We start from the raw sequence: 25,725 nt of genomic DNA, 5'->3' as shown, positions 1-25,725 counted from the left end.
AGAGTCCTTGCCTGTTTCGGCGAACATGAGCCCCATGGACCGTCTGCTGTACCTCGACCGCACGCTCGATGAGCTGGACCCACCCCGGTGGGCGCCTCCTGCCGCTGACGCGACCCGGTTGGTGCGCACCGTGCATGAGTTGCGGCGTGTGCCCCTGGGTGAACTCAGTGCGGCGGATCTGCGCACTCTCCTTCCACAGCAGGTGGCACTGCCCTACGTCCTTCCACTCGCTGTGCGCTTGCTGATCGAGGAGCCGCTGCTCGACGCCTGCTTCTACGAGGGCGACCTGCTGCTCGCTGCCGTCAATGCCCCTGCTTCGGCCTGGGCCTTGCTGCCGGAGCTCGCCGCGCGGCTGGGGGCCGTGATCACGGCTTTGCCGGAGGGGACGGTCGCCGGCCTGCCCCGCGGTGCCGCCGAGGATCTTGCCCGCTTCGTCGCGGGGCCCGCGACGCTGCGCCGACCTGGTAACTGACCGTGGCGCTACATGTCGCCGGTGCCGAGCGCTGCACGGACCGCCGGGAGCACAGCCCGGACTGACGGGCGACAAAACCTGACGTACGCCATACGGCCCGTCCCGACAGGCTCTTGCCATCGCGGCCGTACGGAATCGCCCGCCCAGACGGTGAGCGGGTCTCCGCGGCGATCCAGCTGAGCGGGCGCGTCGTCGCCCTCCTGCGCACCAACGGGAACGACATCTCGGCCAGGCCACTGACAGGGACTCCGTCAGGTCGGGGCCCCGTTGCCGCCGGTCTCGCCGACCTGAGTTCTCGCACGTCAGTAATCCGACGGAGTCCCACCATTACTGTTGGGCCGCCTGCGCGGGTGCGCAGCTGGGGGCTTCACCAAGGGGGCACCGGGCATGCCAGAGGGGTTGGCCCAGTGGGGGCCAGAGCTTTTCATGACGCGGGAACGGGAGCGGCGTCGCGGCCTGGCACCGGAGAACGACGTGGGAAGTGACATCGTGCAGGGGGGGTTCGAGCCCTGCCTGCTGGCCCTTCTCCGGCTGTCGGTGCGCAGGGACCCGGGCACCGGTCTCACCAGCGGGTGGTTCCTGAGGGTGCTCGCCCGCACCGGCCACCTCGTCCGCGCGGCTGAGCTGGCGTACACGATCAGTGACGAGCTCAAGCAGGGTACGGAGCTTGTGGAGCTGGTGCAGGCCGCGGCGGGCGCGGGAGACCTGTGCGGCGCTCAGGCGCTGGCCGAGTCGATTCCCCTGCGGCAGCTGCGGGACCAGGCACTGGTCGCCCTCGTGCTGGCGTGGGCCCGTGCCGGTGAGCGCGCCAGGGCTGTCGCTCTGGCGGAGCGGATCCACTACCCGCACAACTGGGGGAGGGCCTGGGCCCTGCTGGCCAAAGCGGTGGCCGACAGCGGCGACATCGATGAGGCGCTCAGGTTCGCCGCTCGCGCCGACGACGAGGTGAGCTCTTACCCCGTCGACGGGGCGGAACAGGTGCTCGCCCTCCTCGTGGAGGTGGCCGTCGCCACCGGCGACCATGACCGGGCCGCCGTACTCGCCGACCGAGTGGAGGACATCACCCGGTCCCGCAACTCGACAGGGTGGTCCAAGCCACGGCCCCTGGCAGTGGTGTTGGCCCGCGAGGCGCTTGGGGGAGACCTTGACCGGCTCGACGCTCTCCTGCGCCCGCCCGGACCCGCCGTCGGGGCCGGGGGCACGGTATGCGGGTGGGCGCTCGGCGAAGCCGCCGACCAGGACATGGTCCTGGAAGGAGACCCGGACCCCGGACCGTCCGCCGCCGCTCGCCCGTTCTCCCCCAGATCCCCGCTCGACGCCTGGGACATGGCATGTGTGCTGGACGCGGTCGCCGAAACCGCCGACCAGGACGTGGCCCTGGCCCTGGCCGACCGGGCCGAGACACTGCTCGAGACCGGCGGCGGCCGTGATCACGACATTCTGCTGAGGTCCGTGACACTCCTGCTGGCCCGGCATGGGCAGGTCGAGCGGGCCATGGCCCTCGCCGACCGGCTCGACCCCGATCTGTCCGTGGCGCGGCAGGCGGAGGTCGTCGGGGAACTGGCCCGCTCCGGTGACACGGGCGGGGCCGAGGCTCTCGCCCACGCGATCACCGACCGCCGGGCACAGGCCAGGGCGCTGATCGAAGTGGTCCGGGAGCTGGCCAGGCGCGGCGATCCGGGCCGGGCCGAGGCCCTCGTCCACTCGATCAACGACCGCTGGGCACAGGGCGAGGCACTGGTCGCGGTCGCCCGGGAGACGGCCCGGCACGGCGATCCGGGCCGGGCCGAGACTCTTGTCCGCGCGATCGCCTACCGCGCGACACGAGCCCGCGCACTGGCCGCACTCGTGGAGCTGTCCGAGCCGTGCCACGCCCGCAGACTCGCCGCGCAGGTCGTGGTGCTCGGCGGCTGGGCCCCTGCTCTGCCGGTCCTGGAGCGGATCGTTCCCCGCGCAGTGGTAGTGGTCGCCGATCGGATGACGAGCTGATCCGTGGCGAGGGACGACATCCTGCCGAGCCGTACGTCACCTCGTCTGCACCTCGTCTGCCAGGCCACGGCATCTCAACACACGCACCGGTCGCATCGCCGGGAGCAAAGGGTTGCCGGACACCGAGCCCCCTGACTGTCACCGCTGACTGCGAGACTCGTTCCATGATTCCGAAGCTGCCCTTGCACAGCCCTCGTTGGCGTGACCTTGACGGTGTGAAAGCCGAGGAGGTGAAAGCACTCCTGGAGCAGTTGGCCTCCGCGGCTGCCACCGAGAGCGGCGATGAATGGAGGCAGACCTGGACGTACCTGACCGGCGGCCTGATGGACGATGGAGTCGTCTCCGACGGAGCCTATGCGGCCCTGCCGCATCTCGTCGAGGCGGCAGCGGCCTTGCCTCCGGAACAGACCGTGGACTTCTGGGTGGACATGGGGTTCATCGTGACCGCCGATCACAGGCCCCCCGTCCCGGCCGATCTCGAGGCGGGGTTCGGCGCCGCACTGCGTCTGGCCGAGCGGGCGGCCACCCGAAGCCTTCTTGCCGCCGATATTCCCGCGCAGGTCTGCGCCCACCTCGTGCTCTCCTGTGTGGCTTTGGCCGGCCACCACATGGGGGAAGCGCTGGGGCGGTTCCTCGATCCCCAGGAAAGTGGCCTCCTGCTGGTATGTCCCGGGTGCGGGAGCGATACCGAGATCCCCACGTTCTTCGTGGACCCGGCGCGTCCGCCTTTCGAGGCTCCGGGGCTGCCTGATCCCGCCCATGTCCGGCAGGGTGGGCATCCCTGGGGCGAGGTCGCCGTGGCATTGCAGGAGGAGGCACTGGGGGAGGGGTGGGAGCCCTTCCTGCGGGTGGCACGCGACGTCGCGGTGGCAGGGGTATCCCCCGAAACACCGGGGCAGGCCGTCCTGTGCCTGGTCGCCGGCATGGTCGCGGTCAGGGGCACCCCGCAACGGGCCGCGAGGGATTTGGCCCACCAACTGATGTCGCTCACCGGATACTTCCGCTGCTGGGACTGCGAGCAGACGTGGACGATCGCTGACGGCCTGGCGGAGAACCCGGACGGTGCGCGCCCCCAGCACCGTCCGACGGAGGCGTGGACGGACTCCGACGGGTCGGCTGCCGTGGTGGAGTCAGCGGCGGCCGGACCAACAGGTGAAGCAGCGACTCGGTTCCGGCGGGACGATGACGCGGTGGTCGCGGCCGACGGCACACCCTGGGGCCGTATATCGGTGTTCTCCGATTCCGCGCCCGGTTCATCTGGGGGTGTCAACTCGCTGACGGTGGTGTCCCGTCCCGGTCGGCCGACGCTCGTGGCCGGTGCCGGGGACAGGGGCGTGGTGTGCCTGTGGGACGTGGCCGACGGCCGACTCGTCCATGCCCCGCTGCCAGGACATCGTGACCGTATCCGCTCGATGACGGCCCTGCCCCTGCCCGACGGCCGCGTCCTTCTGGCGAGCGGAGGCGACAGCGGGACGATCGCCCTGTGGAACCCTGTCACCGGGCAGCCGGTTCGCGAACCGGTCGGCGACTGGCCCGGCGGGGTGACCGGAATGTGTACCGCGACCGTCCCTGACGGCCGCACTCTGCTCGTCACCGCCACCCCCCGAGGCGCGGTCCGGCTGTGGGACCCGGACATCGGTGAGTGCGTCGGACGCCTCAACCCCTATGGCAGTCCGATCCAGTCGATCGCCGCCGTCCCGATCTCCGCCGGCCACACGCTGATCGCGGCCTCGGACACCGCGGGCCGCCTTCACGTGTGGGATCCAGCCGTCGACGACCCCTGGGAACCTGGCGCGGCCGTGCAACTGAGCGCACGTGCGCTCGCCGATGCCGACCACCGTGTGGCAGCTGTGGCGGCTGTCCCCACACACGACCGAACCGTGCTGGCCACGGGAGACAACCGCGGCGTGGTCATGCTGTGGGACCTCGCCACCGGTACCCCGATCGGCGACGGTCTGCCCGTCTCCACAGGCACCGCCGGCCTGCCGGTCATCACCGCCACCACCCTGCACGGCGGCGGCACGGTCCTGGTCACCGGCACCCTTCACGGTCACCGACTGCGGGTATGGGAACCGGAGACCGGCGTGGTGGGGCACATCGCCCTGGATGTGGCGCTCACCTGTCTGGCCACCGCGGGTCCAGACCTGATCGTCGGACACGACCGCGGAGTCCTCAGCCTCCCGCTCACCAGACAGTGAACGCGTTCAGCCGCGACCCGTGTCATCTCATCGCGCGGAGCCTCGGCACGCATGCCGAGAACCTGCGCGGCGTGCGCCGCAGGCCGGCCTGTGGCCCGAACCTCGCGGATGGCGCGCCCGCGCGGTTCGTTCGGCCATGGGCGGGCAGGCCGCGCCGAACCCGTTTGAGGACGCCGTCCCACGGCGCCGGGCCAGGAGTTCCGCCCGTGCGGTCATGACCGAGGCCCACTGCCGGCGGCGGCTGAACGAGGCCGCGGCCACGCTGCTGGGGGCCTCGGCGGTACCGCGATCGGCACCGGCATCAATGGCCGTCCTCGCTGGGCGGTGCTCGCCTGCTCCTGCCTCGCGGAGTGCCTCGCGGAGAGCAATTGCGAAGCGGTCCGGCGCTCGGGCAACCGCATCGACCTCGTCCGGCGGCGCGGCGTCTTCGTCCAACTGTCCGGCGTTCTCCCATCGGTCGCGCGTAACCGTCTTGCGTCGGCTACGTCTCCGGCACCCTCGACCGTGGCCCTGGACAGCGGAAACGTACAGGGGCCGCAGCGCTGCGCGATGAGGAGCCGCCGGCGCCTGCTGGGCCTGCTCGCCCAACAAGCAGCCGCAGCCGGGACCCGAGTGCTGCGAGGTCGGGCGCAGCCAACGGGCTGTGGGACCAGGGGGATTCACGGTTGCGTTCCTGAAACGCGACATGTCAGGGTTCGGTGCGTTGCCGGCTTCCGCGGTGTGGTCGCCCGCAGGCGTCAGGCGGACGCCGAAGGGCGAACGGTGTTGTGCGGGGAGGGGGGAAGCGGTGGCTGGTGTCGACGTCGGCGACAGAACGCTGTGGAGGGTGCCCGGCGGGGGCGTGCTCTACCGGACGCCGGCGATGGCCGACGGCGCCGTCTATGTCCTTGAGGGTCTCTTCGGTCTGGTGGCGGTCGACGCGGACACCGGACAGCGACGTTGGACACTGCGCGACGACTCCGGGATCGAAGCATCGCCGGTGGCCGGCACCGGGGTTGTGTATTTCGCCGACAGTGCCGGCTATCTGACGGCGGTGGACGCCGCGACCGGCGAGGTGCGGTGGAAGTGGAGATCACGCCGGTCGAAGATGTCGATGCCGACGGTGGCGGATCACATCGTGTACGCCGTTTCAGATCACGGCAGGATGTGGGCGGTGGACGGGCTCATCGGCCGGCCGGTGTGGAACGTCAGGGTGGCGGACTATCGCACACCTCGCAATCCACCGCCGACAGTGGTCCATGGTGTCCTGTACGCGGCTGTGGGCGGGCATGTGCTGGCCCTGGACGCGGCCACCGGAAGCAGGCGATGGGACGTCTTCCCCCACGGGGGCGTTCGACAGACGCCGACGGTGGCCGGCGGAAGCGTGTATGTGGGCAATGGCGAGGGCCTGGTCGCGATGGACGCGGCGACGGGCGAGGAACGCTGGCGGCTGTCCCCCGGAGGGGCGGTGTGGGCGAGCCCCGCGATGGCCGAGGGCGTCGCGGTCGCCGGTGTCCGCGGCTGGTACCTGATCGCGGTGGACGCGGAAACCGGTCGGGAGAGGTGGAGGCTGAAGACCCGCGGTGAGATCCACGCGACGCCCGCGGTCGCCGACGGCACGGTGTACGCGGGCAGCCACGACGGGCGCCTGTGGGCGGTCGACGCGGCCACCGGCGAGCCACGGTGGAAGGTCAAGACCACCGGGCCGGTGCACTCCACGCCCCTGGTGAGCGGTGGCACGGTGTACGTCGACAGCCTCGACGAGCACCTCTACGCCGTGCGGGCCCATCGGCCGGGTGAAGCACCTGCCGAGGACCACCGCGCCGCCTCTGTCCATCCGATACGGACGAGCGCCCATCGGGGATCCGTTCCGGCAGACCCTGCTCCGATCGGCGGCACCGTGCGCTGGCGGGTGCCGTCCCCGGGCGCGGGGTACAACACGGCGGCTGTCGCCGACGGCGTCGTGTACCAGGCCCACCACGGCGGCTTGATGGCGCTGGACGCTGCCACAGGCCAGGAACGGTGGCGACTGACGTCCCTCCCGTTCACCTCGTCACCGGTGGTCGTCGACGGCACCGTGTACATCGGCAGCGGCAGGCAACTGTGGGCCCTGGACGCGGTTACCGGCCGGGAACGGTGGAAGCGTGTGACCGACTACGTACACGGCACGCGGCCGGCCGTGGCCGACGGCACCGTGTACACGGCCGGCAGTGGCGGAGTCCTCTGGGCCGTGGACGCGGCCACCGGCAGCAAGCGCTGGAAGCAGCGGCTCAGGCCGCGCCGCCCACGCTCCTACGAGCAGTTCACCTCCCCCGCGGTGTCCGACGGCCGGGTCTACGTCTCCTTCCCCTACGAATCCCTGTTGGCCGTGGACGCCGCCACGGGAAGCACGCTCTGGGAGGTGAAGAACCGCACCTCGCCGTACGCCTCACCGGTGGTGGCCGACGGCACCCTCTACGTCGGCGGTGACCGTGGCCTGATCGCGCTGGACGCCGCCAGCGGCGAGAAGCGCTGGGAGCGGCGCTTCGACAGGTCGACGTGGTCCACGCCCGCGGTCGTCGACGGGATCGTGTACATGGGCAGCAACGGCTGGTACCTGTGGGCCGTGGACGCGGCCACAGGGGAGGAACGCTGGAAGCAGGAGACCGGAGCCGCTCGTCAATCGTCGGCGGCGGTGGCAGCAGGGACCGTGTACATCGGCAGCGAGGACATGTCGCTCTGGGCGGTGGACGCGGTCACGGGTGAGGAACGCTGGCGTCTGCAAACCCACGGGCAGTTGCATTCGACGCCCGTGGTGGCGGACGGGACCGTGTACGTCGGCAGCCTGGACGATTTCCTGTACGCGATTCACACCTGACGCCCGTGTGCGGCGCCCGGAGCGCTCGGTCGCAGACATGGGCGGACCCGCGCCGCTCCTGACGGGATCGGCGCGGGCCCTGGACCGAAGGCCGAGGATTCAGACCGGCCCGCGTCAACGCCCGGTCGACGTACGGCTGTCCCTGACCTCACGGGCGTAGGGCGTCGCTTCCCCGGGCGCGGCGCCGGCTGAACCTCCGGCGCTGTCCCTGCGTATGAATTCTGCAGGGACAGCTCCTGTCTCTGCCATGGGACGGAAGGAGAGCACCGTGCCCACACCGCCTGCGTCCGACGCACCGGACGACCGCACCCTGCTGGAGCCCATCCGCGTGCTGCGCCCGCGCCGCACCGACGCGCTGGCCCAGCTGCTCGACGACATACGCCAGGACAAGGACTACCGCAGCCACGTAGCCGTGGCCGCACCCGTCCCTCACACCCCGACCGACGGCGAGACAGAGGAACTCCCGCCTGTCCCCGGCGGCAACACGGAGGAACTCCCCGCACCCGACGGCGACACCCGCCTGCCGCGTCCCGTAGACCGCCCGCGCCTGGGGCCCGGACAGCGCCGGGCGGCCGTGGTGATCGCGGTCGTCGCGGCGGCCGTCGTCGGCTTCGGCTGCTCTCTCCTGATCCCCAGCCCTGTCAAGGCCACCCCGACCGCTCCCTCGGCGAGCGCGCCGGCCGCCCCGACATCGGCCGCCCCGGGCGTGATCGGGGCGGCCGGCGTCCTGACCAACCCCGGCTTTGAGTCGGGCGGCCTCTCGCCGTGGAGCTGCGCCGGCAACCCGGGCTCGATCGTTTCCTCCCCCGTCCACGCGGGCTCCAAAGCCCTCCAGGGAGGGGTGAGTTCGAGCGGTACCGCGCAGTGCAATCAGACCGTCGCGGTACGGCCGAACGCCACCTACTCACTCAGCGGCTGGGTCCGCGGCTCCTACGTCTACCTGGGCGTGAACGGCGGCGTCTCCACCTGGACCACTTCCCCCTCCGGATACAGCCCACTGACCGTCTCCTTCACCACAGGCGCCTCCCAGACCAGCGCGACGATCTACGTGCACGGCTGGTACGCACAGGGCAGCTACTACGCCGACGACATCACCCTGAACGGGCCCGGTGGCGGCGGTCACACGTAGAGCCCGTCATCAAGTGATCCTGCGTGTTGGATCACGGACGGGTGATACTTCGCCATGAACTGTCCTGTACCGAGGGGAAGTTGGTTGAGCGGCTGCCGCCCGAGTCATTGCGGGGCCGCAATAGGCTGGACGACACACTGATCGAGCGGGCGGCCGACCGGCTTCGTGGGCGGCGAACGCGTTGACAGTGGTGGACACGGTCATTCCTGTGCGTGGGTAAGAGGTGATGTCAGGCTTCGGGGATGGCACGGCCATAGTTCGCGAGGGTGATGTTCTCAGGCTCGGGGCCGCCGCGCCGACCGGTCTCCAAAGCGTCGAGGGCCTTCACCTCGTCCGCGGTGAGCGCGAAGTCGAAGACGTCGACGTTCTCGGCGATGCGGTGGCGCTTGGTCGACTTGGGGATCACGGAGCGGCCGTGCTGGAGGCCCCAGCGGAGCAGCACCTGGGCCGGGCTCTTGCCGTGCGCTTCGGCGATGCCGGTGACGACGGAGTCCTCCAGGACGCTCCTGCGGTTCTCGCCGTACCCCGGGTAGAAGGTGATGCCGCCGATGGGAGACCACGCCTGGTTGAGGATGCCGTGCTCGTCATCGAAGTCGAGGACGGCGCGCTGCTGGAAGTAGGGGTGGATCTCCAGCTGGTTGACGGCAGGGACGACGGTGGTGGCGTCGAGGAGCGCGGTCAGGTGGTCGACCATGAAGTTGCTTACGCCGATGGCGCGGACCTTGCCGTCGGCCAGGAGCTTCTCCAGGGCGCGGTAGGCGGCGAGGGTCTTGTCGAAGTCCGAGGGGAGAGCCTGGTGGAGGATGAGCAGGTCGATCCGGTCGACGCCGAGCTTGGTGGCGCTCTTGTCGAAGCCGTGCAGGGTCTGGTCGTAGCCGTAGTCGCTGATCCAGATCTTCGTCTCGACGAAGATCTCGTCGCGGGGCACGCGGGAGTCGCGGATGGCCTGGCCGACCTCGCGTTCGTTGCCGTACGCGGCGGCGCTGTCGATGTGCCGGTAGCCGAGGTCGAGCGCGGCCGTGACGGCGGCGCGGGTCTCGTCCGGCGGGGTCTGGAAGACACCGAGTCCGAGGGCGGGCATCTGGACGCCGTTGTTGAGGGTGAGGGTCTGCATCACAGGAACCTTTCGGTGCGGGTGGCCCGGGAGGGCACGATGAGGGTCAGGACGGCCAGTACCGCCAGGGCGAGCAGGACGGCGGAGCCGGTCAGGGCGGCGCCGGAGCGGGCCGCGATGGCGGCGGCCGCATGGCCGGTGGAGACGGTTGCGGCCAAGGAGAAGACGATCAGGGTGAACAGGAACACCGTGCGGTGTCCGAACAGGTCACCGGCTCGGGCCCCGATGAGGAGCGGTCCGCCGAAGACCAGGACGTAGGCGTTGGTGGTCCAGGACAGGCCGGTCTCGGAGAAGCCCATGTCGGATCGGATCTGCGGCAGCCCGGTGAACACGATCGAATTGTCCAGGATGACCATGAAATAGCTGACGCAGATGATCGCGAGCATCAGCGTCGCATGGACCGGGGCCTTGTGGAACCGCGCTGCCTGGTGTGTCGGCGGACGCGGAGCGGCGGTGGTCATCAGGGCACCGGGCGGTTCGGCGGCTCCCTGAGTGTGCGGGTCGGCCGTACGCCCGGAGTGGACGTCGCCGGTTCCGGACCAGGGCGCTGTGTGCACGGTGCTCCCTCAGGTCGGTCTCTGATCCGGACCCAGTCGTGGTCGGCCGGGTCCTCGGCCTTGTCCAGAGAACCGCGCCTCGGCGCGCGGGTGGGAGTCACTGCTCTTCCAGGTAATGGCAGTACCTCGCAGGCGCTCACCGGCGGACCTACCGTGAGGAGACCGGCACAGAACTCACGACGATCACAAGGAGCCACCCGATGTCCGCCCTCACCGCCACCGCGAAAGCTCCCAGGGCCTGAGCATGGCTGACAGTGACAAGAAGGCTCTGGCCGCCGACGTACGCGAGTTTCTGAGCACCCGGCGGGCCCGGATCACCCCGGAGCAGGCCGGGCTGCCGGTCTACGGGGGCAACCGCCGCGTCGCCGGCCTTCGCCGCGAGGAGGTCGCCCTGCTCGCGGGCATGAGCGTGGACTACTACATCCGGCTCGAGCGCGGGAATCTCACCGGCGCATCGGACTCGGTGCTGGACGCCCTCGCGCACGCGCTGCAGCTCGACGAGGCCGAACGCACCCACCTGTACGACCTGGCCCGCGCGGCGACACCGTCTGGCCGGCGCCCCACGGTGACCGCGTCGCGGGTGCGGCCCACGATCCTGCGGCTGCTCGACTCGATGACCGACGTGCCGGCCTATGTGCGCAACGCCCGCTTCGACATCCTGGCCGCCAACACGCTGGGACGCGCGCTGTACGCACCCGTTTTCGACTCGCCGCTGTTCGCCCGGCGCGGCCCGGTCAACAGCGCCCGCTTCATGTTCCTCGACCCCGCCAGCCAGGAATTCTGGATCGACTGGGAAAAGGGCGCGAACGACGCGGTCGCCTTCCTGCGCACGGAGACAGGCCGGGCGCCCCACGACAAGGCGCTGACCGATCTGATCGGGGAGCTGACGACCAAAAGTGACGACTTCGCCCGCCGCTGGGCCCGCCACGACGTGAAGTTCCACCGCTCTGGCGTCAAGAACCTGCACCATCCGCTGGTCGGCGATCTCGCGCTGCCCTACGAGGCGATGGACCTGCCGGCCGACCCGGGCCTCCGCCTCAACTTCTACACCCCCGAACCGGACTCCCGGGAACGAGAAGCCCTGGGCATGCTCGCCAGTTGGGCCGGCACCGGCACCGTCGTTCCCGCCGCGAACGACTGACCACCACACGATCGAGGAGAACACCTTCATGCAGTACCGACCGCTCGGCCGTACCGGCGTCCAGGTCAGCCCGCTCTGCCTGGGCGCGATGATGTTCGGCCCCTGGGGCAACGAGGACGAAGCCGACTCGATCCGGATCATCCACCGCGCCCTCGAGGCGGGCATCAACTTCGTCGACACCGCCGACGTGTACTCCGCAGGCGTCTCGGAGGAGATCGTCGGCAAGGCGCTCAAGGACCGCCGCGACGACGTGTTCCTGGCGACGAAGTTCTTCATGCCGATGGACCAGAACGACCCCAACCAGCGGGGCGGCTCGCGACGTTGGATCATCCGCGAGGTCGAGAACTCCCTGCGCCGCCTGGGCACCGATCACATCGACCTCTACCAGGTCCACCGCCCCAGCCCGGACACGGACGTCGCCGAAACCCTCGGCGCCCTCTCCGACCTCGTGCACCAGGGCAAGATCCGCTACATAGGGTCCTCCTCCTACTCCGGCTCCCAGATCGTCGAGGCCCAGTGGGTCTCACGGGAGCGCCACCTCGAACGCTTCGTGACCGAGCAGCCGCCGTACTCGATCCTGGTCCGGGGCATCGAGGAGGACGTGCTTCCCACCGTGCGCCGTCACGGCATGGGTACCCTCACCTACAGCCCGCTCTCCGGCGGCTGGCTCTCCGGCCGCTATCGCAAGAACGCCTTCGAGGGTCCGGCTTCGGCGGCGCGCCCCCAGGCCCGGTTCGACATGAGCACTCCGGCCAACCAGCGCAAGCTCGACGCGGTCGAGCAGCTCGCGGTCCTGGCGGGGAAGGCCGGTCTCACCTTGATCGAGTTGGCCGTCGCCTTCGTCATCAACCACCCCGGCGTCACCTCGGCGATCATCGGTCCGCGCACCATGGAGCAGCTGGAGGCGTTCTTGCCCGCCGCCGACGTCACGCTGTCTTCCGACATGCTGGACGCCATCGACGAGATCGTCGCCCCCGGGGTCACGGTCAACCCGGTCGACAACAGCTACGGCGACTTCGAACTGCGGGCCGACCAGCGGCGTCGCTGACGAGAGTCAGCTCGGCGAGTCCCGGGCGGTGAGCACCCCGCCCGCGATCACACAGAACAAACAGGGCGGACCGACGGTCCAATCTGTGACCGGGGTGTCTTGCTCACGCTGTGTCGACCGCTGGCCGGGGACGGTGCGTGGCTGGTGCCGGGCCGGCCGGGTGTGTCTCGATGGGGGCTTGCCGACCAGGCGTCATCACGGTTCTGACCGTCCGCGCGGTCCAGTGTCGGCTACGCGTTGAGCCGTCGGGTCGGAACCGGCAAGGCGCCGAGGGTTTTCGCACACCATCCGATATTTGCGGACTTCAGCAAGAAACTTGCAATCGCTTGCGTGGCTCATTCTTTACTTCGTCGGAATCTAGCGGGGCGGATGGGGGCTCTGTACGGTCGGGGCGCCGGTTTCCCGCACTCCTTGAAGGAGCATCAGATGCTGACGATCCCCAGACCCCGGCGACTGGCGGTGGCCGTCGTCGCCGCGGTCGGCGCGATGTGCGTGTCCGTCTTACCGGCCGCCGCCGCCCAGGAGGCGCCGCCGTCCAAGGCGCTCCGGGCCGGCGCGACGGCCCCCACTCCCCGGCAGGCGCAAGCGGCAGCGAGCGCGGCGGTGGGTGCGACGACGCCGTTCTCGGTCTACGAGGCCGAGGCGGGAACGCCGGGCGGGGGCGCGGCCGTCCGGTCGCTGACCTCGGCGCCTACGACGCAGTACTCGAGCGCCACCCTGGAGGCTTCGGGCCATTCCTATGTCCACCTGGGCGGCACGGGCCAGTCGGTGCAGTGGACCAACACCACCGGGCAGCCGATCTCCTTCCTCAACGTCCGCGCGAGCATCCCGGATTCGGCATCCGGCGGTGGTTCCACCGGGACGCTGAACCTGTATGTCAACGGAGTGTTCCGGCAGGCGCTGAACCTCAACTCGCGGCAGAGCTGGGTGTACGAGGGCAACGGCAACTACAACACGAGCGACAACCAGAACCCGGCCGACGGCGACCCGAGGGTCTTCTGGGACGAGTCGCACACCTTCGTCACCGGCTCCCCGATCCCGGCGGGCGCCACGTTCTCGCTGCGGAAGGACTCCGACAACAGCGCGTCCTTCTACGACGTGGATTCCCTCGACGTGGAGAACCCGCCGGCGCCGCAGACGCAGCCGGCGAACTCGATCTCGATCACGAGTTGCGGCGCGGTGGCGGACGACAACCCGACCAACGGCGCGGCCGACAGCCAGTCGGTGGACAGCCGGGCCGCCATCCAGAGCTGCATCGACCAGGCGCAGTCGCAGGGAAAGACTCTGTGGATTCCGCAGGGCACCTTCTACGTGAAGGGCACCGCGGGACTCAACGCGCAGGGGATCACCATCGCGGGCGCGGGCCTTTGGTACAGCACGGTCTACCGTGACGTCCCGGTCCCCAACAGCACGCCGCTGGCGGCCCTGTTCGACCTGACCTCCTGCACTGTGCGTAACTTCCACATCGACGCCAACGCCGTCAGCCGGAGCACCATCGGCGGGGACGGCGGCGCGATGGACACCACCGGCACCAACTGGCTGGCCGACGGCATCTGGACCCAGCACACCATGTCGGGCTTCTGGGCCTCCGGCACCGGCGGGACGGTGCAGAACAGCAGGCTGACGTCGATCTGGGCGGACGGGATCAACGTCAACAACGTGTCGCTGGGCGCGGACACCGGGAACAACCTGACGGTCACCGACAACTTCGTCCGCGGCACCGGGGACGACGCGATCGCCATCAACTCGGTGAACTACAACACCAACGGCGACGGTTCCCAGACCTTCTACCACCCGATGACCAATGTCACCGTCAGCGACAACACCTCGATCGCGCCGTGGGGTGGCAAGGGGGTCGGGATCTACGGCGGCAGCGGCCACCAGGTCAAGAACAACTACATCAGCGACACGGCCCGTTACATCGGTCTGGGCGCCGGGCGCTTCGGTGTCAACGGCAGCGACCTGCTGTCCGCGACCGTCACGGGCAACACCGTGGTCCGCTCCGGCGGCAACGCCTACAGCCAGGGCCAGCCCGCCCTGCACATCGGCAATGGCGGCGACGGACAGAACACCGGGATCGTCGACAAGGTCACGGTGACCGGCAACACCGTCACCGACTCCCTCTACGACGGGATCGGCTTCTCCACCTCGACCAACACGCTGCTGCAGGACAACACCGTCAACGACCCCGGCCGCAACGGCATCGCGATCTCGCCGTCGTTCTACCCCGCGCCCACCGGCTCCGCGACGATCACCGGCAACACGGTCACCGGGCTCGACCCCGGCACCTCGGCCTTCGTCAACAACTCCACCGGGTTCGTCGCGACGCTGAGCGACAACCACTGGCCGCCGCCCGCTCCCGAGGGCCCCTACGGTGGCACTCCGGCCGCCGTGCCCGGCACGGTCCAGGCGGAGAACTACGACACGGGTGGCCAAGGGGTCGGGTACAACGTCACCTCCGTCAACGGCAACGCCAACTCCTACCGCGCCGACGGCGTCGACCTGGACAACACCTCGGACACCGGCGGCGGTTACGACCTGGGCTGGACCGGCGCCGGACAGTGGTTCCGCTACACGGTGGACGTCGCCACGGCCGGCACCTACACCCTCGACCTCCGCGTCGCGGCCCCGTCCGCGGTGACCGGCGCGCTGCACCTCTCGGACGCCTCCGGCACCGACCTCACCGGAGCCGTCGACCTGCCCGCCACCGGCGACTGGCAGACCTGGGGCACCGCGACCACCCACGTGACCCTGCCCGCCGGCCGACAGATTCTGACACTCCATCAGGACGCCGGTGGCTGGAACATCAACTACCTCGCCTTTGCCGCGGGGAGCGGCTCACCGCGGGCCACCCTGACCGCGTCTCCGGGATCACTGACCTTCGCCGACCAGGCGGTGAACACGACCAGCGCCGCGCGGACCGTCACCGTCACCAACTCCGGTACCGCCACCGCCTCGATCACCGGGGTCACCGCCGGCGGTGACTTCGCCCAGGCCAACACCTGCGGTACCTCGCTGGCCGCCGGCGCGAGCTGCACGGTCTCCGTCACCTTCAGACCCACCGCGTCAGGCTCCCGTACCGGCACCCTCACTCTGACCGGCAACCAGTCCAACAACCCCACCACGGTGGCCCTGTCGGGCACCGGCACCGACACCACCGGGACCAACCTCGCCGCCGGCAAGCCCACCAGCGAGTCCAGCCACACGGACGTATACCCGTCGTCGAACGTGACGGACGGCAACCAGGGCTCCTACTGGGAAAGCGCCAACAACAGGTTTCCGCAGTGGGTCCAGGTCGACCTGGGTTCGGCCCGGAGCGCCTCCCGCGTGGTCCTGCAACTGCCCGCCACCTGGGGCGCCCGCACCCAGACCCTGACCCTCGGCGGCAGCGCCGACGGCACCACCTTCACCACGCTGAAGTCCTCGGCCGCCTACACCTTCGACCCGAACACCAAGAACACCGTCACGCTCACCTTCCCCGCCGCCACCCAGCGTTACTTCCGCGTCACCGTCACCGCCAACGACGGCTGGCCCGCGGGCCAGGTCTCAGAGTTCGAGATCTGGGCCTCCTGACCCCAGCTTCCCCACGGTGCCGCCGGACACTCCGTCCGGCGGCACCGCCATGTGTGCGGCCTCCGCGGCCCGGTGCCGGCCGCAGCCTCAAGACGGCACATTAGATCTTGCAGGCTGAATTTTTATTGTTGCAATGTTCTGTCTAGTTCTTGCGTGACCATGTCGAGGATATTACGGTCCCCCACGCGTCGTTACCGCCTCCTGTCTCCCCCCTCTCCCTTTGAGCCCCGTCCCTCCCTCCCTGGCGGTGTCAGCGGCACAGTTCCGGCATTTCGTGATGAAAGGAGTGGCACGTGTTCCATTCCATCCGAGATCTGAGACGAGCCCTCGTCTGGGTGGTCAGCACCGCGATGGTGGCTGCCGTCGGCGTCATCGCTCTGGCCGTCCAACCCGCCTGGGCGGCGGCCGCCGCCACTGGCGGCAGCGGCGCGAGCCTGCCGTACGTCGAGGTGCAGGCGGAGAACTCCGTCACCAACGGCACCTCCATCGGCCCGAGTTACACCCAGGGCCAGTTGGCCGACGAGGCGTCGTACCGCAAGGCGACGACGCTGCAGGGCACCGGCAAGTACGTCACGTTCACCACGCCGGTGGCGACCAACTCGATCAACTTCCGGTACAGCATCCCCGACACGTCGAACGGCTCGGTCTACACCGCCGCGCTGTCTCTGTACGTCAACGGCGTCAAGCAGCCCGACTTCACCCTGACGAACGCCTACAGCTGGTACTACGGCAGCTACCCCTTCACCAACACGCCGGGCAGCAACCCGCACCACTTCTACGACGAGGCCCACCGCCTGTTCTCCACCACGTATCCGGCGGGGACGACCTTCAAGCTGCAGGTCGACGCGGGGGACACCGCCTCCTCGTACACGATCGACTTCGCCGACTTCGAGCAGGTCGGCGCCGCCCTGACCGCACCGTCGGGGTCGGTGTCGGTGACCAGCAAGGGCGCCGACTCGACCGGTGTGGCCGACGCGACCAGCGCGTTCAACGCCGCGATCAGCTCGGCAGGCCCCGGCGGCACCGTGTGGATCCCGCCGGGCAGCTACAACATCCCCGGCCACATCAGCGTCAACAACGTCACGATCGCCGGCGCCGGCATGTGGTACTCGACGGTCACCGGCACGGCCCCCGGCTTCTACGGCAACTCCGCACCCTCGGCCAGCACCAACGTGCGCCTGCAGAACTTCGCGATCTTCGGCAATGTGCAGGAACGCGACGACAGCGCCCAGGTCAACGGCATCGGCGGCGCGATGAGCGACTCGACCGTCTCCAGCCTGTGGATCGACCACATGAAGGTCGGCGCCTGGATGGACGGGCCGATGGACGGGCTGACGTTCACCGGCATGCGCATCCGTGACACCACCGCGGACGGCATCAACTTCCACGGCGCCGTCACCAACTCGAAGGTGACCAACAGCGACATCCGCAACACCGGCGACGACGGCATCGCCACCTGGGCGGACTCAGGCATCGGCGCCGACGCCAACGACACGATCTCGAACAACACCGTGTCCCTGCAGATCCTCGCGAACGCCATCGCGATCTACGGCGGCCACGACAACACCGTCAGCGGCAACCGGGTGGTGGACACCGGCCTCGCCCAGGGCGGCGGCATCCACGTGGGGCAGCGCTTCACGTCGACGCCGGTCGGGCTCACCACGATCTCCGACAACACCATGATCCGGGCCGGCAGCCTCGACCCCAACTGGCAGTTCGGGGTCGGCGCACTGTGGTTCGACGGCAGCCAGGGCGCGATCACCGGCCCGATCAACGTGACCAACGCGCTGATCCAGCAGAGTCCGTACGAGGCGGTCCAGTGGGTCGAGGGCACCATCAGCGGTGTCAACCTCAACAACGTGACCATCGCCGGAACCGGAACCTTCGCCCTGCAGGAACAGACCGGCGGCGCCGCGAAGTTCACCAATGTCACGGCTACCGGCGTCGGCTACTCGTCCCCGGTGTACAACTGCTCGGGCGGCAACTTCGTCGTCACCGACGGCGGCGGCAACTCCGGCATCAGCGGCACGCCGTACTGCGGCGGTTGGCCGGCTCCGGTCTTCCCGCCTTACCCGTCCGAAGGCGTGACGGCCACCCCCGGTGCGCTGAACTTCGGTTCGGTCGCGACCGGTTCGACAAGCGACGCACAGACCGTGACGGTCTCCAACCCGACCAACACCGCCGCGTCCGTCTCGTCGATCTCCACCAGCGGCGACTACTCCCAGACCAACACATGCGGCTCGTCGATCGCGGCGAACGGCTCGTGCACCGTCAGCGTGAAGTTCGCGCCGACCGCGACCGGCAACCGTAGCGGTGCGCTGACCGTCAACGCGGGCGGGACCACCAACACGGTCAGCCTCTCCGGTACCGGCACCGCGCCGGGCCCGGTGCTGAACACCGACCCGGCGAGTCTGTCCTTCGACGGCACGGTGGTCGGCTCGTCGGCCACCGCGCAGACGGTGAAGGTGACGAACTCGGGCACCGCGTCGGCGACCGTCTCGGGAGTCTCGGCCTCCGGTGACTTCAGCCAGACCAACAACTGCTCCACCCTCGCGGTCGGCGCGTCCTGCACCGTGAGCGTCGGGTTCAAGCCCACCGCGGGCGGAACGCGCACCGGCAACCTGACCGTTACCAGCAACGCCAACAACAGCCCGACCACCGTCTCCCTGTCCGGCAGCGGCATCGACAGCAGTACCGACATCGCCGCCGGACGGCCGGCGTCGGCGAGTTCGAGCAGCAGTCCGTACGTCCCCTCGAACCTCACCGACCCGGACGCGTCGACGTACTGGGAGAGCGTGAACGGCTCGTTCCCGCAATGGGCCCAGGTCGACCTCGGCCAGAACTTCAGCGTCGGCAAGGTCGTGCTCAAGCTCCCGCCGGCGACGGCATGGTCGGCTCGCACACAGACCCTGTCGGTGCAGGGATCCACGGACGGATCCAACTTCTCGACGATCAAGGCCTCGGCCGGGTACACCTTCGACCCGAACGCCAACAACAACACGGCGACCATCACGTTCAACGCCGCCACCGCGAGATACGTGCGGGTGAACATCACCGCCAACACGGGCTGGAACGCGGCCCAGTTGTCGGCCCTCCAGGTGTTCCCCAGCAGCGGTGGCTCCTCGCCGGCGACCCTGTCGGCCGACCCGACGTCGCTGTCGTTCCCCAGCCAGGCGCTCAACACCACCAGCAGCGCCCGGACGGTTACGGTGACCAACACCGGTACCGCGGCCGCGACGGTCTCCGGCATCACCGTCACGGGCGACTTCTCGCAGACGAACACCTGCGGGACGTCGATCGCGGCGGGCGCCTCCTGCACGGTGGACGTCACGTTCAGGCCCACCGCGTCCGGCACCCGCACCGGTGACCTCAGCGTCGCCAGCAACGCGTCGAACGGCACGACCACGGTCGCGCTGACGGGCATCGGGGCCGGCGCGGCAAACCAGAACCTGGCGGCAGGGAAGCCCACCACCGAGTCCAGCCACACCGACGTGTACGCGTCGTCGAACGTGACGGACGGCAACCAGGGCAGCTACTGGGAGAGCGCCAACAACGCCTTCCCGCAGTGGGTGCAGGTGGACCTCGGTTCCGCGCAGAGCGCCGGCCGAGTCGTCCTCCAGCTCCCGGCCGGCTGGGGCGCCCGTAACCAGACGCTGTCCCTGTCGGGCAGCACCGACGGCGCCGCCTTCACCACCATCAAGTCGTCGGCCGCGTACACCTTCGACCTCACCACCAACAACACGGTCACCATCACGTTCACCGCGACCACCCAGCGATACATCCGGGTGAACATCACGGCGAACAACGGCTGGCCGGCCGGTCAGATCTCGGAGTTCCAGGTCTGGAACACCTGAAGCGACCCGATGGTGCCGCCGAGCGCGAGCGTGAGCGCGCTCGGCGGCACCCACCGAAGCGGAGTCCAGAGAAGTCCAGAGAAGTCCAGAGGAGCCCAGAGGAGTCCAGATGGGTGTCACACGCAGAGTCTTCTTAAGGGTGGCGATCGCGGCCACCGCGGTGGGAACCGTGGGAGCGACCGAGACCGTACTCGCCCCGACCGCGTCGGCGGCGAGCCCGCCGGGCGACGTGGTCGGCAAGATCACCGTCGGCTACCAGGGCTGGTTCGCCTGCATCGGCGACGGCGCGCCCATCAACGGCTGGTGGCACTGGACCCAGAACTGGGGCCAGCCGCCGTCCCCGACCAACACCGGCATCAGCTGCTGGCCCGATGTGCGTGAGTACACCAACACGTACCAGACGTCGTACGCCGCCCTGGGCAACGGCCAGCCCGCCAAGCTGTTCTCCTCGTACGACCAGCAGACGGTGAACACCCACTTCCTGTGGATGCAGCAGAACAGCATCGACACGGCCGCCCTGCAACGCTTCAACCCCACCGGCGGTGAGGGCCCCACCCGCGACGCCATGGCGACCAAGGTGCGCAGCGCCGCCGAGTCGTACGGCCGGAAGTTCTACATCATGTACGACGTCTCCAACTGGACGAACATGCAGTCCGAGATCAAGACGGACTGGACGAACAAGATGTCCGCGCACACCGCGTCCTCGGCGTACGCGAAGCAGAACGGCAAGCCGGTCGTCTGCATCTGGGGGTTCGGCTTCAACGACCCCAACCACCCCTTCACCCCTGACGCCTGCCTCGACGTCGTCAACTGGTTCAAGGGCCAGGGGTGTTACGTCATCGGCGGCGTCCCGCGCGAATGGCGGACCGGGACCGGGGGATCGCAGCCCGGCTTCCTGGGCGTCTACCACGCCTTCAACATGATCTCGCCGTGGATGGTCGGCGCCATCGGCAATGTGACCGAGGCCGACAACGCCTACACCACCTACACCGTCCCCGACCAGGCGGACTGCAACGCCAACGGCATCGACTACCAGCCCTGCGTCCTGCCCGGCGACGTCTCCGGTCGGCAGCGCGCGCACGGCGACTTCATGTGGCGGCAGTTCTACAACGTGGTGCGGGCCGGGGTGCAGGGCATCTACATCTCGATGTTCGACGAGTACAACGAGGGCAATCAGATCGCCAAGACCGCCGAGACCCAGGCATGGGTGCCCACCAACTCCGGATTCCTCGCCCTCGACGAGGACGGCACCGCCTGCTCCTCCGACTACTACCTGCGCCTGACCGGCGACGGCGGCCGCATGCTCAAGGGCCAGATCGCGCTGACCGCCACTCGTCCCACCCAGCCGACCGTCCCCACCGGCGGCGACACCACACCGCCCGCCGCGCCGGGTGCCCTGACCGTCACCGGGCACACCAGCAACTCCGTCTCGCTGGCCTGGAACACGTCGACCGACAACGTCGGCGTGACCGGCTATCGCGTCCTGCAGGTGTCCGGCTCGACCAGCACACAGGTGGGTAGCACCAGCGCAACCTCCTTCACCGTCACCGGACTTGGCGCATCCACCGCTTACGCCTTCGACGTCGTCGCCCTCGACGCGGCGGGAAACGTGTCGCAGCCCTCCAACCAGGTCACCGTCACCACCGACCCCCCTTCCAGTACCACCAACCTCGCCCTCCACCGCCCCACCTCGGAGAGCAGCCACACCCAGACATACGCCTCGGGCAACGCGACCGACGGCGACACCAACACCTACTGGGAGTCCGCCAACAACGCCTTCCCGCAGTGGGTCCAGGTCGATCTGGGCGCCACGACCGGCGTCAAACGGATCGTCCTCCGCCTGCCCCCGGCCACCGCCTGGGCCACCCGTACCCAGACCATCTCCGTCCAGGGCGGCACGGACGCCGGCACCTCCACCCAACTCCTTGCCCCGGCGGGCTACACCTTCGACCCGGCGACCGGCAACACCGCGACCCTCACGCTCCCCTCCACCGTCACCACCCGCTACGTACGACTCACCTTCACCGCCAACAACGGCTGGCCGGCCGGGCAGGTCTCGGAGTTCCAGGTCTTCGGCGTCTGACGAACAGAGGGCCCGACCGCCGTTCAGCGTTGCTGGCGGTCTTGCGTCCCTTGCGGCTCAGGAGTACGTTTCCAAACGGGTCGACTCGAATAGAAATAGCCGGATCGCGAGCCTCGCGGCCCAGGTCAGCGCAACAGGAGCCGCACATGAGTACCGAGGTCAGCGTTGTCATCGGTAACGGGGGGATGGGGCGCGCCGTCGCCCGTAGGGTCGGTGCCGGTCACCGACTGCTGATCGCCGACTACAAGGAAGACGCTCTGGAGCCGGTCGCCGAGCAGCTGCGCGACGACGGGTTCGAGGTGATCACGCAGAGCGTGGACGTCACCTCGCGTAAGTCGGTGGCAGGACTCGCACACACCGCGGCGGAGCTCGGCAGGGTCACCCGTCTCGTCCACACCGCCGGCGTCTCTCCGGCTCAGGCGCCGATCCCGGCGATCCTCGCGGTGGACGTCCTCGGCCCCGCGCTGGTGCTGGACGAGTTCACGGACGTGATCGCCGCTGGTGGCGCGGGCGTCGTCATCGCCAGCAACGCCGGGCACTTCTATCCGGGGCCGCTGTCGCCCGAGGACATCCACGCGCTGTCCGATTTCTCGGCCGAGGACCTCGCCGGCCACGCGCTGCTGAGCCCGGATCGCTATGCCGACGGCAGCATCGCGTACCAATTCGCCAAGCGCGCCGCGCAGTTGCGGGTCAAGGCGGTGGCAGCGGGTGCCTGGGGTGACCGAGGGGCCCGGCTCAACTCGATCAGTCCGGGCGTCATCTCCACGCCGATGGGCCGCGCCGAGCTCGACGGCGGCGACCAGGGGCTCGTGCGGAGCCTGATCGAAGCCTCGGCGATCAGGCGTACCGGGGCCGCCGAGGAGATCGCCGCGGCAGCGGAGTTCCTGCTCAGCCCGAGCGCGAGCTTCGTCACCGGAACCGACCTGTTGGTGGACGGCGGTGCCGTGGCCGCGATCACCACCGGTCGTTTCGATCCGACCGCCTTCTGACCTCACCTTCCCGCGGCCGCCTCCCGGCGGCTGAAGAACAACCGCACAGAAAAGACACCAGCATGCAAGACAGCGCACAGCGCTTCGCTCATCGCACCATCCTCGTCACCGGCGCAGGCGCCGGTATCGGGCGCGCCACCGCGCTGCGCCTCGTCGCCGAGGGCGCCCGCGTGATCGCCGCCGACCTCTCGGCCGAGAGCCTCGACTCCCTCGCACGGGAGGCGCACGGAGACGGGGCGATCGTCGCCGTACCCGGCGACCTCACCGACCAGAGTGTCGTGGACGCGGCAGTGGCCGCGGGCGAGGGCCGGATCGACGGCCTGGCCAACATCGCCGGGATCACGGACGGCTGGCTGCCGGCCACCGAGATGGACGACCGGACCTGGCAGCGGGTCTTCGACCTCAACGTCACCGTTCCCATGCGCCTGACCCGTGCCGTGCTGCCGCAGATGCTGGAGCGCGGCGAGGGCGCGCTGGTCTACGTCTCCTCCGAGGCGAGTTTCCGCTCCTCACTCTCCGGCGCCGCCTACACCAGCTCCAAGCACGCCCTCAACGGCTTCGTGAAGTCCGTCGCCTTCTACTACGGCCGACGCGGCATCCGCGCCAACGCCGTCGCGCCCGGCGGGGTCAACACGGGGATGGACACCGCCTTCCGCTCCTCCTACGCCCAGGAAATGACCGCACCGGCCATCGCCGCCGGAACCTCCTCGGTGGCCCCCGAGGTCATCGTCCACCCGCTGCTCTGGCTGCTCTCCGAGGACGCCCCCAACGTCAACGGCGTCATCCTGCCCAGCGACGGCGGTTGGACCACCGTCTAGACCCGACAGGAGATCCCGCGATGACGGACACTGCGACGGACCGGTGCGATCCACCCCGGCTATGAACCGGTGACCGGCTCCGCCCGCAGGCCGCGCAGCAACACATCGAGGAGCGAGTCCACCGACTCGATGCTCAGATCGGTGCGACGGGCGGTCACCCAGTACATGAGGGAGCCGAGGATCGCGTCCGCGACCGCGCCGAAGTCCGCGTCGGGGCGCACCTCTCCGGCCTCGGCCGCCACGCGGAGGCGATCGATGAACCCGGTCCGCTGCACCTGGGTGAAGCGCTCGTAGAGCCGCTCGGCGGTGGCCGGGTCCTCGCTCGCCGCGGAGGTGACGGCCCGGATCCGGTCGGCCCGGACCGGGTCGACGAAGTCCCGGGCGAGGGCGTGCGCCCACGTGCGGACGTCCTTGTCCACCGATCCGGTGCGGGGCGGCGCGGCGAGGTGGAAGGGCTGCGCCTCCTCCATCACCGCGTCCGCGACGACCATCCCCTTCGAGGGCCACCAGCGGTAGATGGTGTCCTTGCCCACTCCCGCGCGCGCCGCGATCCCGCCGATCGACAACTTCTCGTAGCCCTGCTGGCCGATGAGTTCGCGGGTCGCGGCGAGGATGGCGAGCCGCGAGGCCTCGCTGCGCTTGCGGCCCGGGGTGGGACGGGGATCCTCGCTGGTCGACGGGCGCTTGCTGGGCTGGCTCACCTGGCGAGTATAGGGCGCCCACCGGTCCGTGGAACGGTCCCGTCTTGCCTCTGGGGCGCATCGGACATACATTTTCATACGGGTCGACTCGTATCGAAATGATCCGACGGAAACGGCAACAAGGACGGCAATGACTTTTCTCAGCACTCCCTTCAATCGCGACACCACCGCGGACGAAGTGCTCCGCGGTGTGGACCTCACCGGCCGGCGAGCGGTGGTCACCGGCGGCTCCTCCGGGGTCGGCGTGGAGACCGCGCGGGCACTGGCGCGAGCCGGCGCCGAGGTGACCCTGGCGGTACGCAACACCGCCAAGGGGGCCAAGGTCGCCGCGGAGATCACCGCGGACACCGGCAACCAGGCCGTACTGGTCGCGCCCCTGGAGCTCACCGACCTGGACTCGGCGCGTGCCTTCGCCGCTGCCTGGCAAGGCCCGCTGCACATCCTCGTCAACAACGCCGGCATCATGGCCCTCCCGGAACTGCAGCTCACGCCGCAGGGGTGGGAGGCTCAGTTCGCCACGAACCACCTCGGCCACTTCGCCCTGGCGACCGGACTGCATCACGCGCTCGCCGCCGAGGGCGGCCGGATCGCCGCGCTCAGCTCCACCGCGCATCTGTACTCGCCGGTCGTCTTCCACGACATCAACTTCGCCCGTCGGCCCTATGTCCCGCTGGAGGCCTACGGCCAGTCCAAGACGGCGATCGTGCTGTTCGCCGTGGAGGCCGGCCGGCGCTGGGCGGCGGACGGCATCACCGCCAACGCGGTGATGCCCGGCGGCATCCGCACCCCCTTGCAGCAGCACGCCTTCGGGGAGGACATGTCGGACGAGGCGCGGGCCGTGTACGACGCCTACCCCTGGCGCACCGCCGCCCAGGGCGCCGCCACCTCGGTGCTGGTGGCCGGCTCGCCGCTGGTCGAGGGGGTGACCGGGCGGTACTTCCAGAACAGCGCCGAGGCCCCGGTCATCGACCCGAAGGAGCTGGAGACGGACATCGAGCCGGTGGGCGTCGCCCGGTACGCGCTCGACCCGGTGGCCGCGGAGCGGCTGTGGGAGCTGTCCACGGCCGCCGTGTCCGCCTGACACGGCCGGCCGGGGCCGTGCCCCGATCCGCGACACGGACGGCGCGCTGCTCCGAGCTGTGTGGGGGCGCCGCTCTCATCGCGATGATCAAGACCATGGTGAGCGTGCCGAGTGGCTGACCTACGCTCACCGGGATCTGCCT

The 25,725-nt window shown here is 69.6% G+C and carries 15 protein-coding genes and 1 pseudogene; 13 read left to right on the top strand and 3 right to left on the bottom strand.

What is annotated here, in order from left to right:
* The first annotated feature begins 34 nt into the window (after window positions 1–34).
* From AQJ27_RS01935 to AQJ27_RS58375, 5 genes and pseudogenes are all read left to right on the top strand, one after another.
* Window positions 35–472, top strand: a complete 438-nt coding sequence (locus tag AQJ27_RS01935; RefSeq protein ID WP_067360602.1) for a contact-dependent growth inhibition system immunity protein — start codon at window positions 35–37, stop codon at window positions 470–472.
* 474 nt (window positions 473–946) lie between these two features.
* Window positions 947–2,461 carry a hypothetical protein gene (locus tag AQJ27_RS01930; RefSeq protein WP_159064311.1) on the top strand — a complete coding sequence of 505 codons (1,515 nt, stop codon included), beginning with the start codon at window positions 947–949 and terminating at the stop codon, window positions 2,459–2,461.
* Window positions 2,462–2,676: 215 nt separating this feature from the next.
* Window positions 2,677–4,659 (top strand): WD40 repeat domain-containing protein, encoded by a 1,983-nt coding sequence (locus AQJ27_RS01925; protein ID WP_067360595.1) that lies wholly within the window; start codon window positions 2,677–2,679, stop codon window positions 4,657–4,659.
* 787 nt (window positions 4,660–5,446) lie between these two features.
* Complete coding sequence (locus AQJ27_RS01920; RefSeq protein WP_159064310.1) at window positions 5,447–7,495, top strand: outer membrane protein assembly factor BamB family protein; 2,049 nt, start codon at window positions 5,447–5,449, stop codon at window positions 7,493–7,495.
* Window positions 7,496–8,186: 691 nt separating this feature from the next.
* Window positions 8,187–8,615, top strand: a pseudogene (locus AQJ27_RS58375) (carbohydrate binding domain-containing protein); the annotation flags it as partial.
* Between the two features lie 238 nt (window positions 8,616–8,853).
* Here the strand turns inward: AQJ27_RS58375 and AQJ27_RS01910 are convergent.
* On the bottom strand, window positions 8,854–9,738 hold the full coding sequence (locus AQJ27_RS01910; RefSeq protein WP_067360589.1) for an aldo/keto reductase: 885 nt from the start codon (window positions 9,736–9,738) through the stop codon (window positions 8,854–8,856).
* Window positions 9,738–10,295, bottom strand: a complete 558-nt coding sequence (locus tag AQJ27_RS57815; protein WP_067360586.1) for an MFS transporter — start codon at window positions 10,293–10,295, stop codon at window positions 9,738–9,740. Before AQJ27_RS57815 ends, AQJ27_RS01910 begins: the two co-directional genes overlap by 1 nt.
* Window positions 10,296–10,539: 244 nt before the next feature.
* Here AQJ27_RS57815 and AQJ27_RS01900 point away from each other — a divergent pair, with 244 nt between their 5' ends.
* From AQJ27_RS01900 to AQJ27_RS01870, 7 genes are all read left to right on the top strand, one after another.
* Window positions 10,540–11,436 carry a helix-turn-helix transcriptional regulator gene (locus AQJ27_RS01900; protein WP_067360583.1) on the top strand — a complete coding sequence of 299 codons (897 nt, stop codon included), beginning with the start codon at window positions 10,540–10,542 and terminating at the stop codon, window positions 11,434–11,436.
* A gap of 28 nt (window positions 11,437–11,464) precedes the next feature.
* Window positions 11,465–12,484, top strand: coding sequence for an aldo/keto reductase (locus AQJ27_RS01895; protein WP_067360580.1), 1,020 nt, complete (start codon window positions 11,465–11,467; stop codon window positions 12,482–12,484).
* 426 nt (window positions 12,485–12,910) lie between these two features.
* Window positions 12,911–16,057 (top strand): discoidin domain-containing protein, encoded by a 3,147-nt coding sequence (locus tag AQJ27_RS01890; protein ID WP_079064730.1) that lies wholly within the window; start codon window positions 12,911–12,913, stop codon window positions 16,055–16,057.
* 293 nt (window positions 16,058–16,350) lie between these two features.
* Window positions 16,351–19,911 (top strand): choice-of-anchor D domain-containing protein, encoded by a 3,561-nt coding sequence (locus AQJ27_RS01885; protein ID WP_067360577.1) that lies wholly within the window; start codon window positions 16,351–16,353, stop codon window positions 19,909–19,911.
* Between the two features lie 109 nt (window positions 19,912–20,020).
* On the top strand, window positions 20,021–21,994 hold the full coding sequence (locus AQJ27_RS01880) for a glycoside hydrolase family 99 protein (RefSeq protein WP_067360573.1): 1,974 nt from the start codon (window positions 20,021–20,023) through the stop codon (window positions 21,992–21,994).
* Window positions 21,995–22,140: 146 nt separating this feature from the next.
* The gene (locus tag AQJ27_RS01875; RefSeq protein ID WP_067360570.1) at window positions 22,141–22,983 is read left to right on the top strand and encodes an SDR family oxidoreductase; all 843 of its coding nucleotides are present in this window, start codon (window positions 22,141–22,143) and stop codon (window positions 22,981–22,983) included.
* A 62-nt stretch (window positions 22,984–23,045) separates the two neighbouring features.
* Window positions 23,046–23,801: an SDR family NAD(P)-dependent oxidoreductase gene (locus tag AQJ27_RS01870; protein ID WP_067360567.1), complete on the top strand. Its 756-nt coding sequence runs from the start codon at window positions 23,046–23,048 to the stop codon at window positions 23,799–23,801.
* Between the two features lie 59 nt (window positions 23,802–23,860).
* Here the strand turns inward: AQJ27_RS01870 and AQJ27_RS01865 are convergent, their stop codons facing one another.
* Complete coding sequence (locus tag AQJ27_RS01865; protein ID WP_067360564.1) at window positions 23,861–24,502, bottom strand: TetR/AcrR family transcriptional regulator; 642 nt, start codon at window positions 24,500–24,502, stop codon at window positions 23,861–23,863.
* Between the two features lie 130 nt (window positions 24,503–24,632).
* Here AQJ27_RS01865 and AQJ27_RS01860 point away from each other — a divergent pair, with 130 nt between their 5' ends.
* A complete protein-coding gene (locus AQJ27_RS01860; protein ID WP_067360561.1) occupies window positions 24,633–25,583 on the top strand; it encodes an SDR family NAD(P)-dependent oxidoreductase in 951 nt (316 codons plus the stop codon).
* Window positions 25,584–25,725 lie beyond the last annotated feature (142 nt).

The sequence above is a fragment of the Streptomyces olivochromogenes genome, assembly GCF_001514115.1.
GTDB classification, from domain to species: Bacteria; Actinomycetota; Actinomycetes; order Streptomycetales; family Streptomycetaceae; genus Streptomyces; species Streptomyces olivochromogenes.
Note: the sequence above shows the minus strand (reverse complement) of the source record. Positions and strands in the feature narration are given on the sequence as shown.

Bases quoted from the DNA above. Each gene is read 5' to 3' on its own strand.
- AQJ27_RS01890 (WP_079064730.1), top strand. From the start codon at position 12,911: ATGCTGACGATCCCCAGACCCCGGCGACTGGCGGTGGCCGTCGTCGCC.
- AQJ27_RS01900 (WP_067360583.1), top strand. From the start codon at position 10,540: ATGGCTGACAGTGACAAGAAGGCTCTGGCCGCCGACGTACGCGAGTTT.
- AQJ27_RS01860 (WP_067360561.1), top strand. From the start codon at position 24,633: ATGACTTTTCTCAGCACTCCCTTCAATCGCGACACCACCGCGGACGAA.
- AQJ27_RS01910 (WP_067360589.1), bottom strand. From the start codon at position 9,738: ATGCAGACCCTCACCCTCAACAACGGCGTCCAGATGCCCGCCCTCGGA.
- AQJ27_RS01895 (WP_067360580.1), top strand. From the start codon at position 11,465: ATGCAGTACCGACCGCTCGGCCGTACCGGCGTCCAGGTCAGCCCGCTC.
- AQJ27_RS01870 (WP_067360567.1), top strand. From the start codon at position 23,046: ATGCAAGACAGCGCACAGCGCTTCGCTCATCGCACCATCCTCGTCACC.
- AQJ27_RS01935 (WP_067360602.1), top strand. From the start codon at position 35: ATGGACCGTCTGCTGTACCTCGACCGCACGCTCGATGAGCTGGACCCA.
- AQJ27_RS01880 (WP_067360573.1), top strand. From the start codon at position 20,021: ATGGGTGTCACACGCAGAGTCTTCTTAAGGGTGGCGATCGCGGCCACC.
- AQJ27_RS01875 (WP_067360570.1), top strand. From the start codon at position 22,141: ATGAGTACCGAGGTCAGCGTTGTCATCGGTAACGGGGGGATGGGGCGC.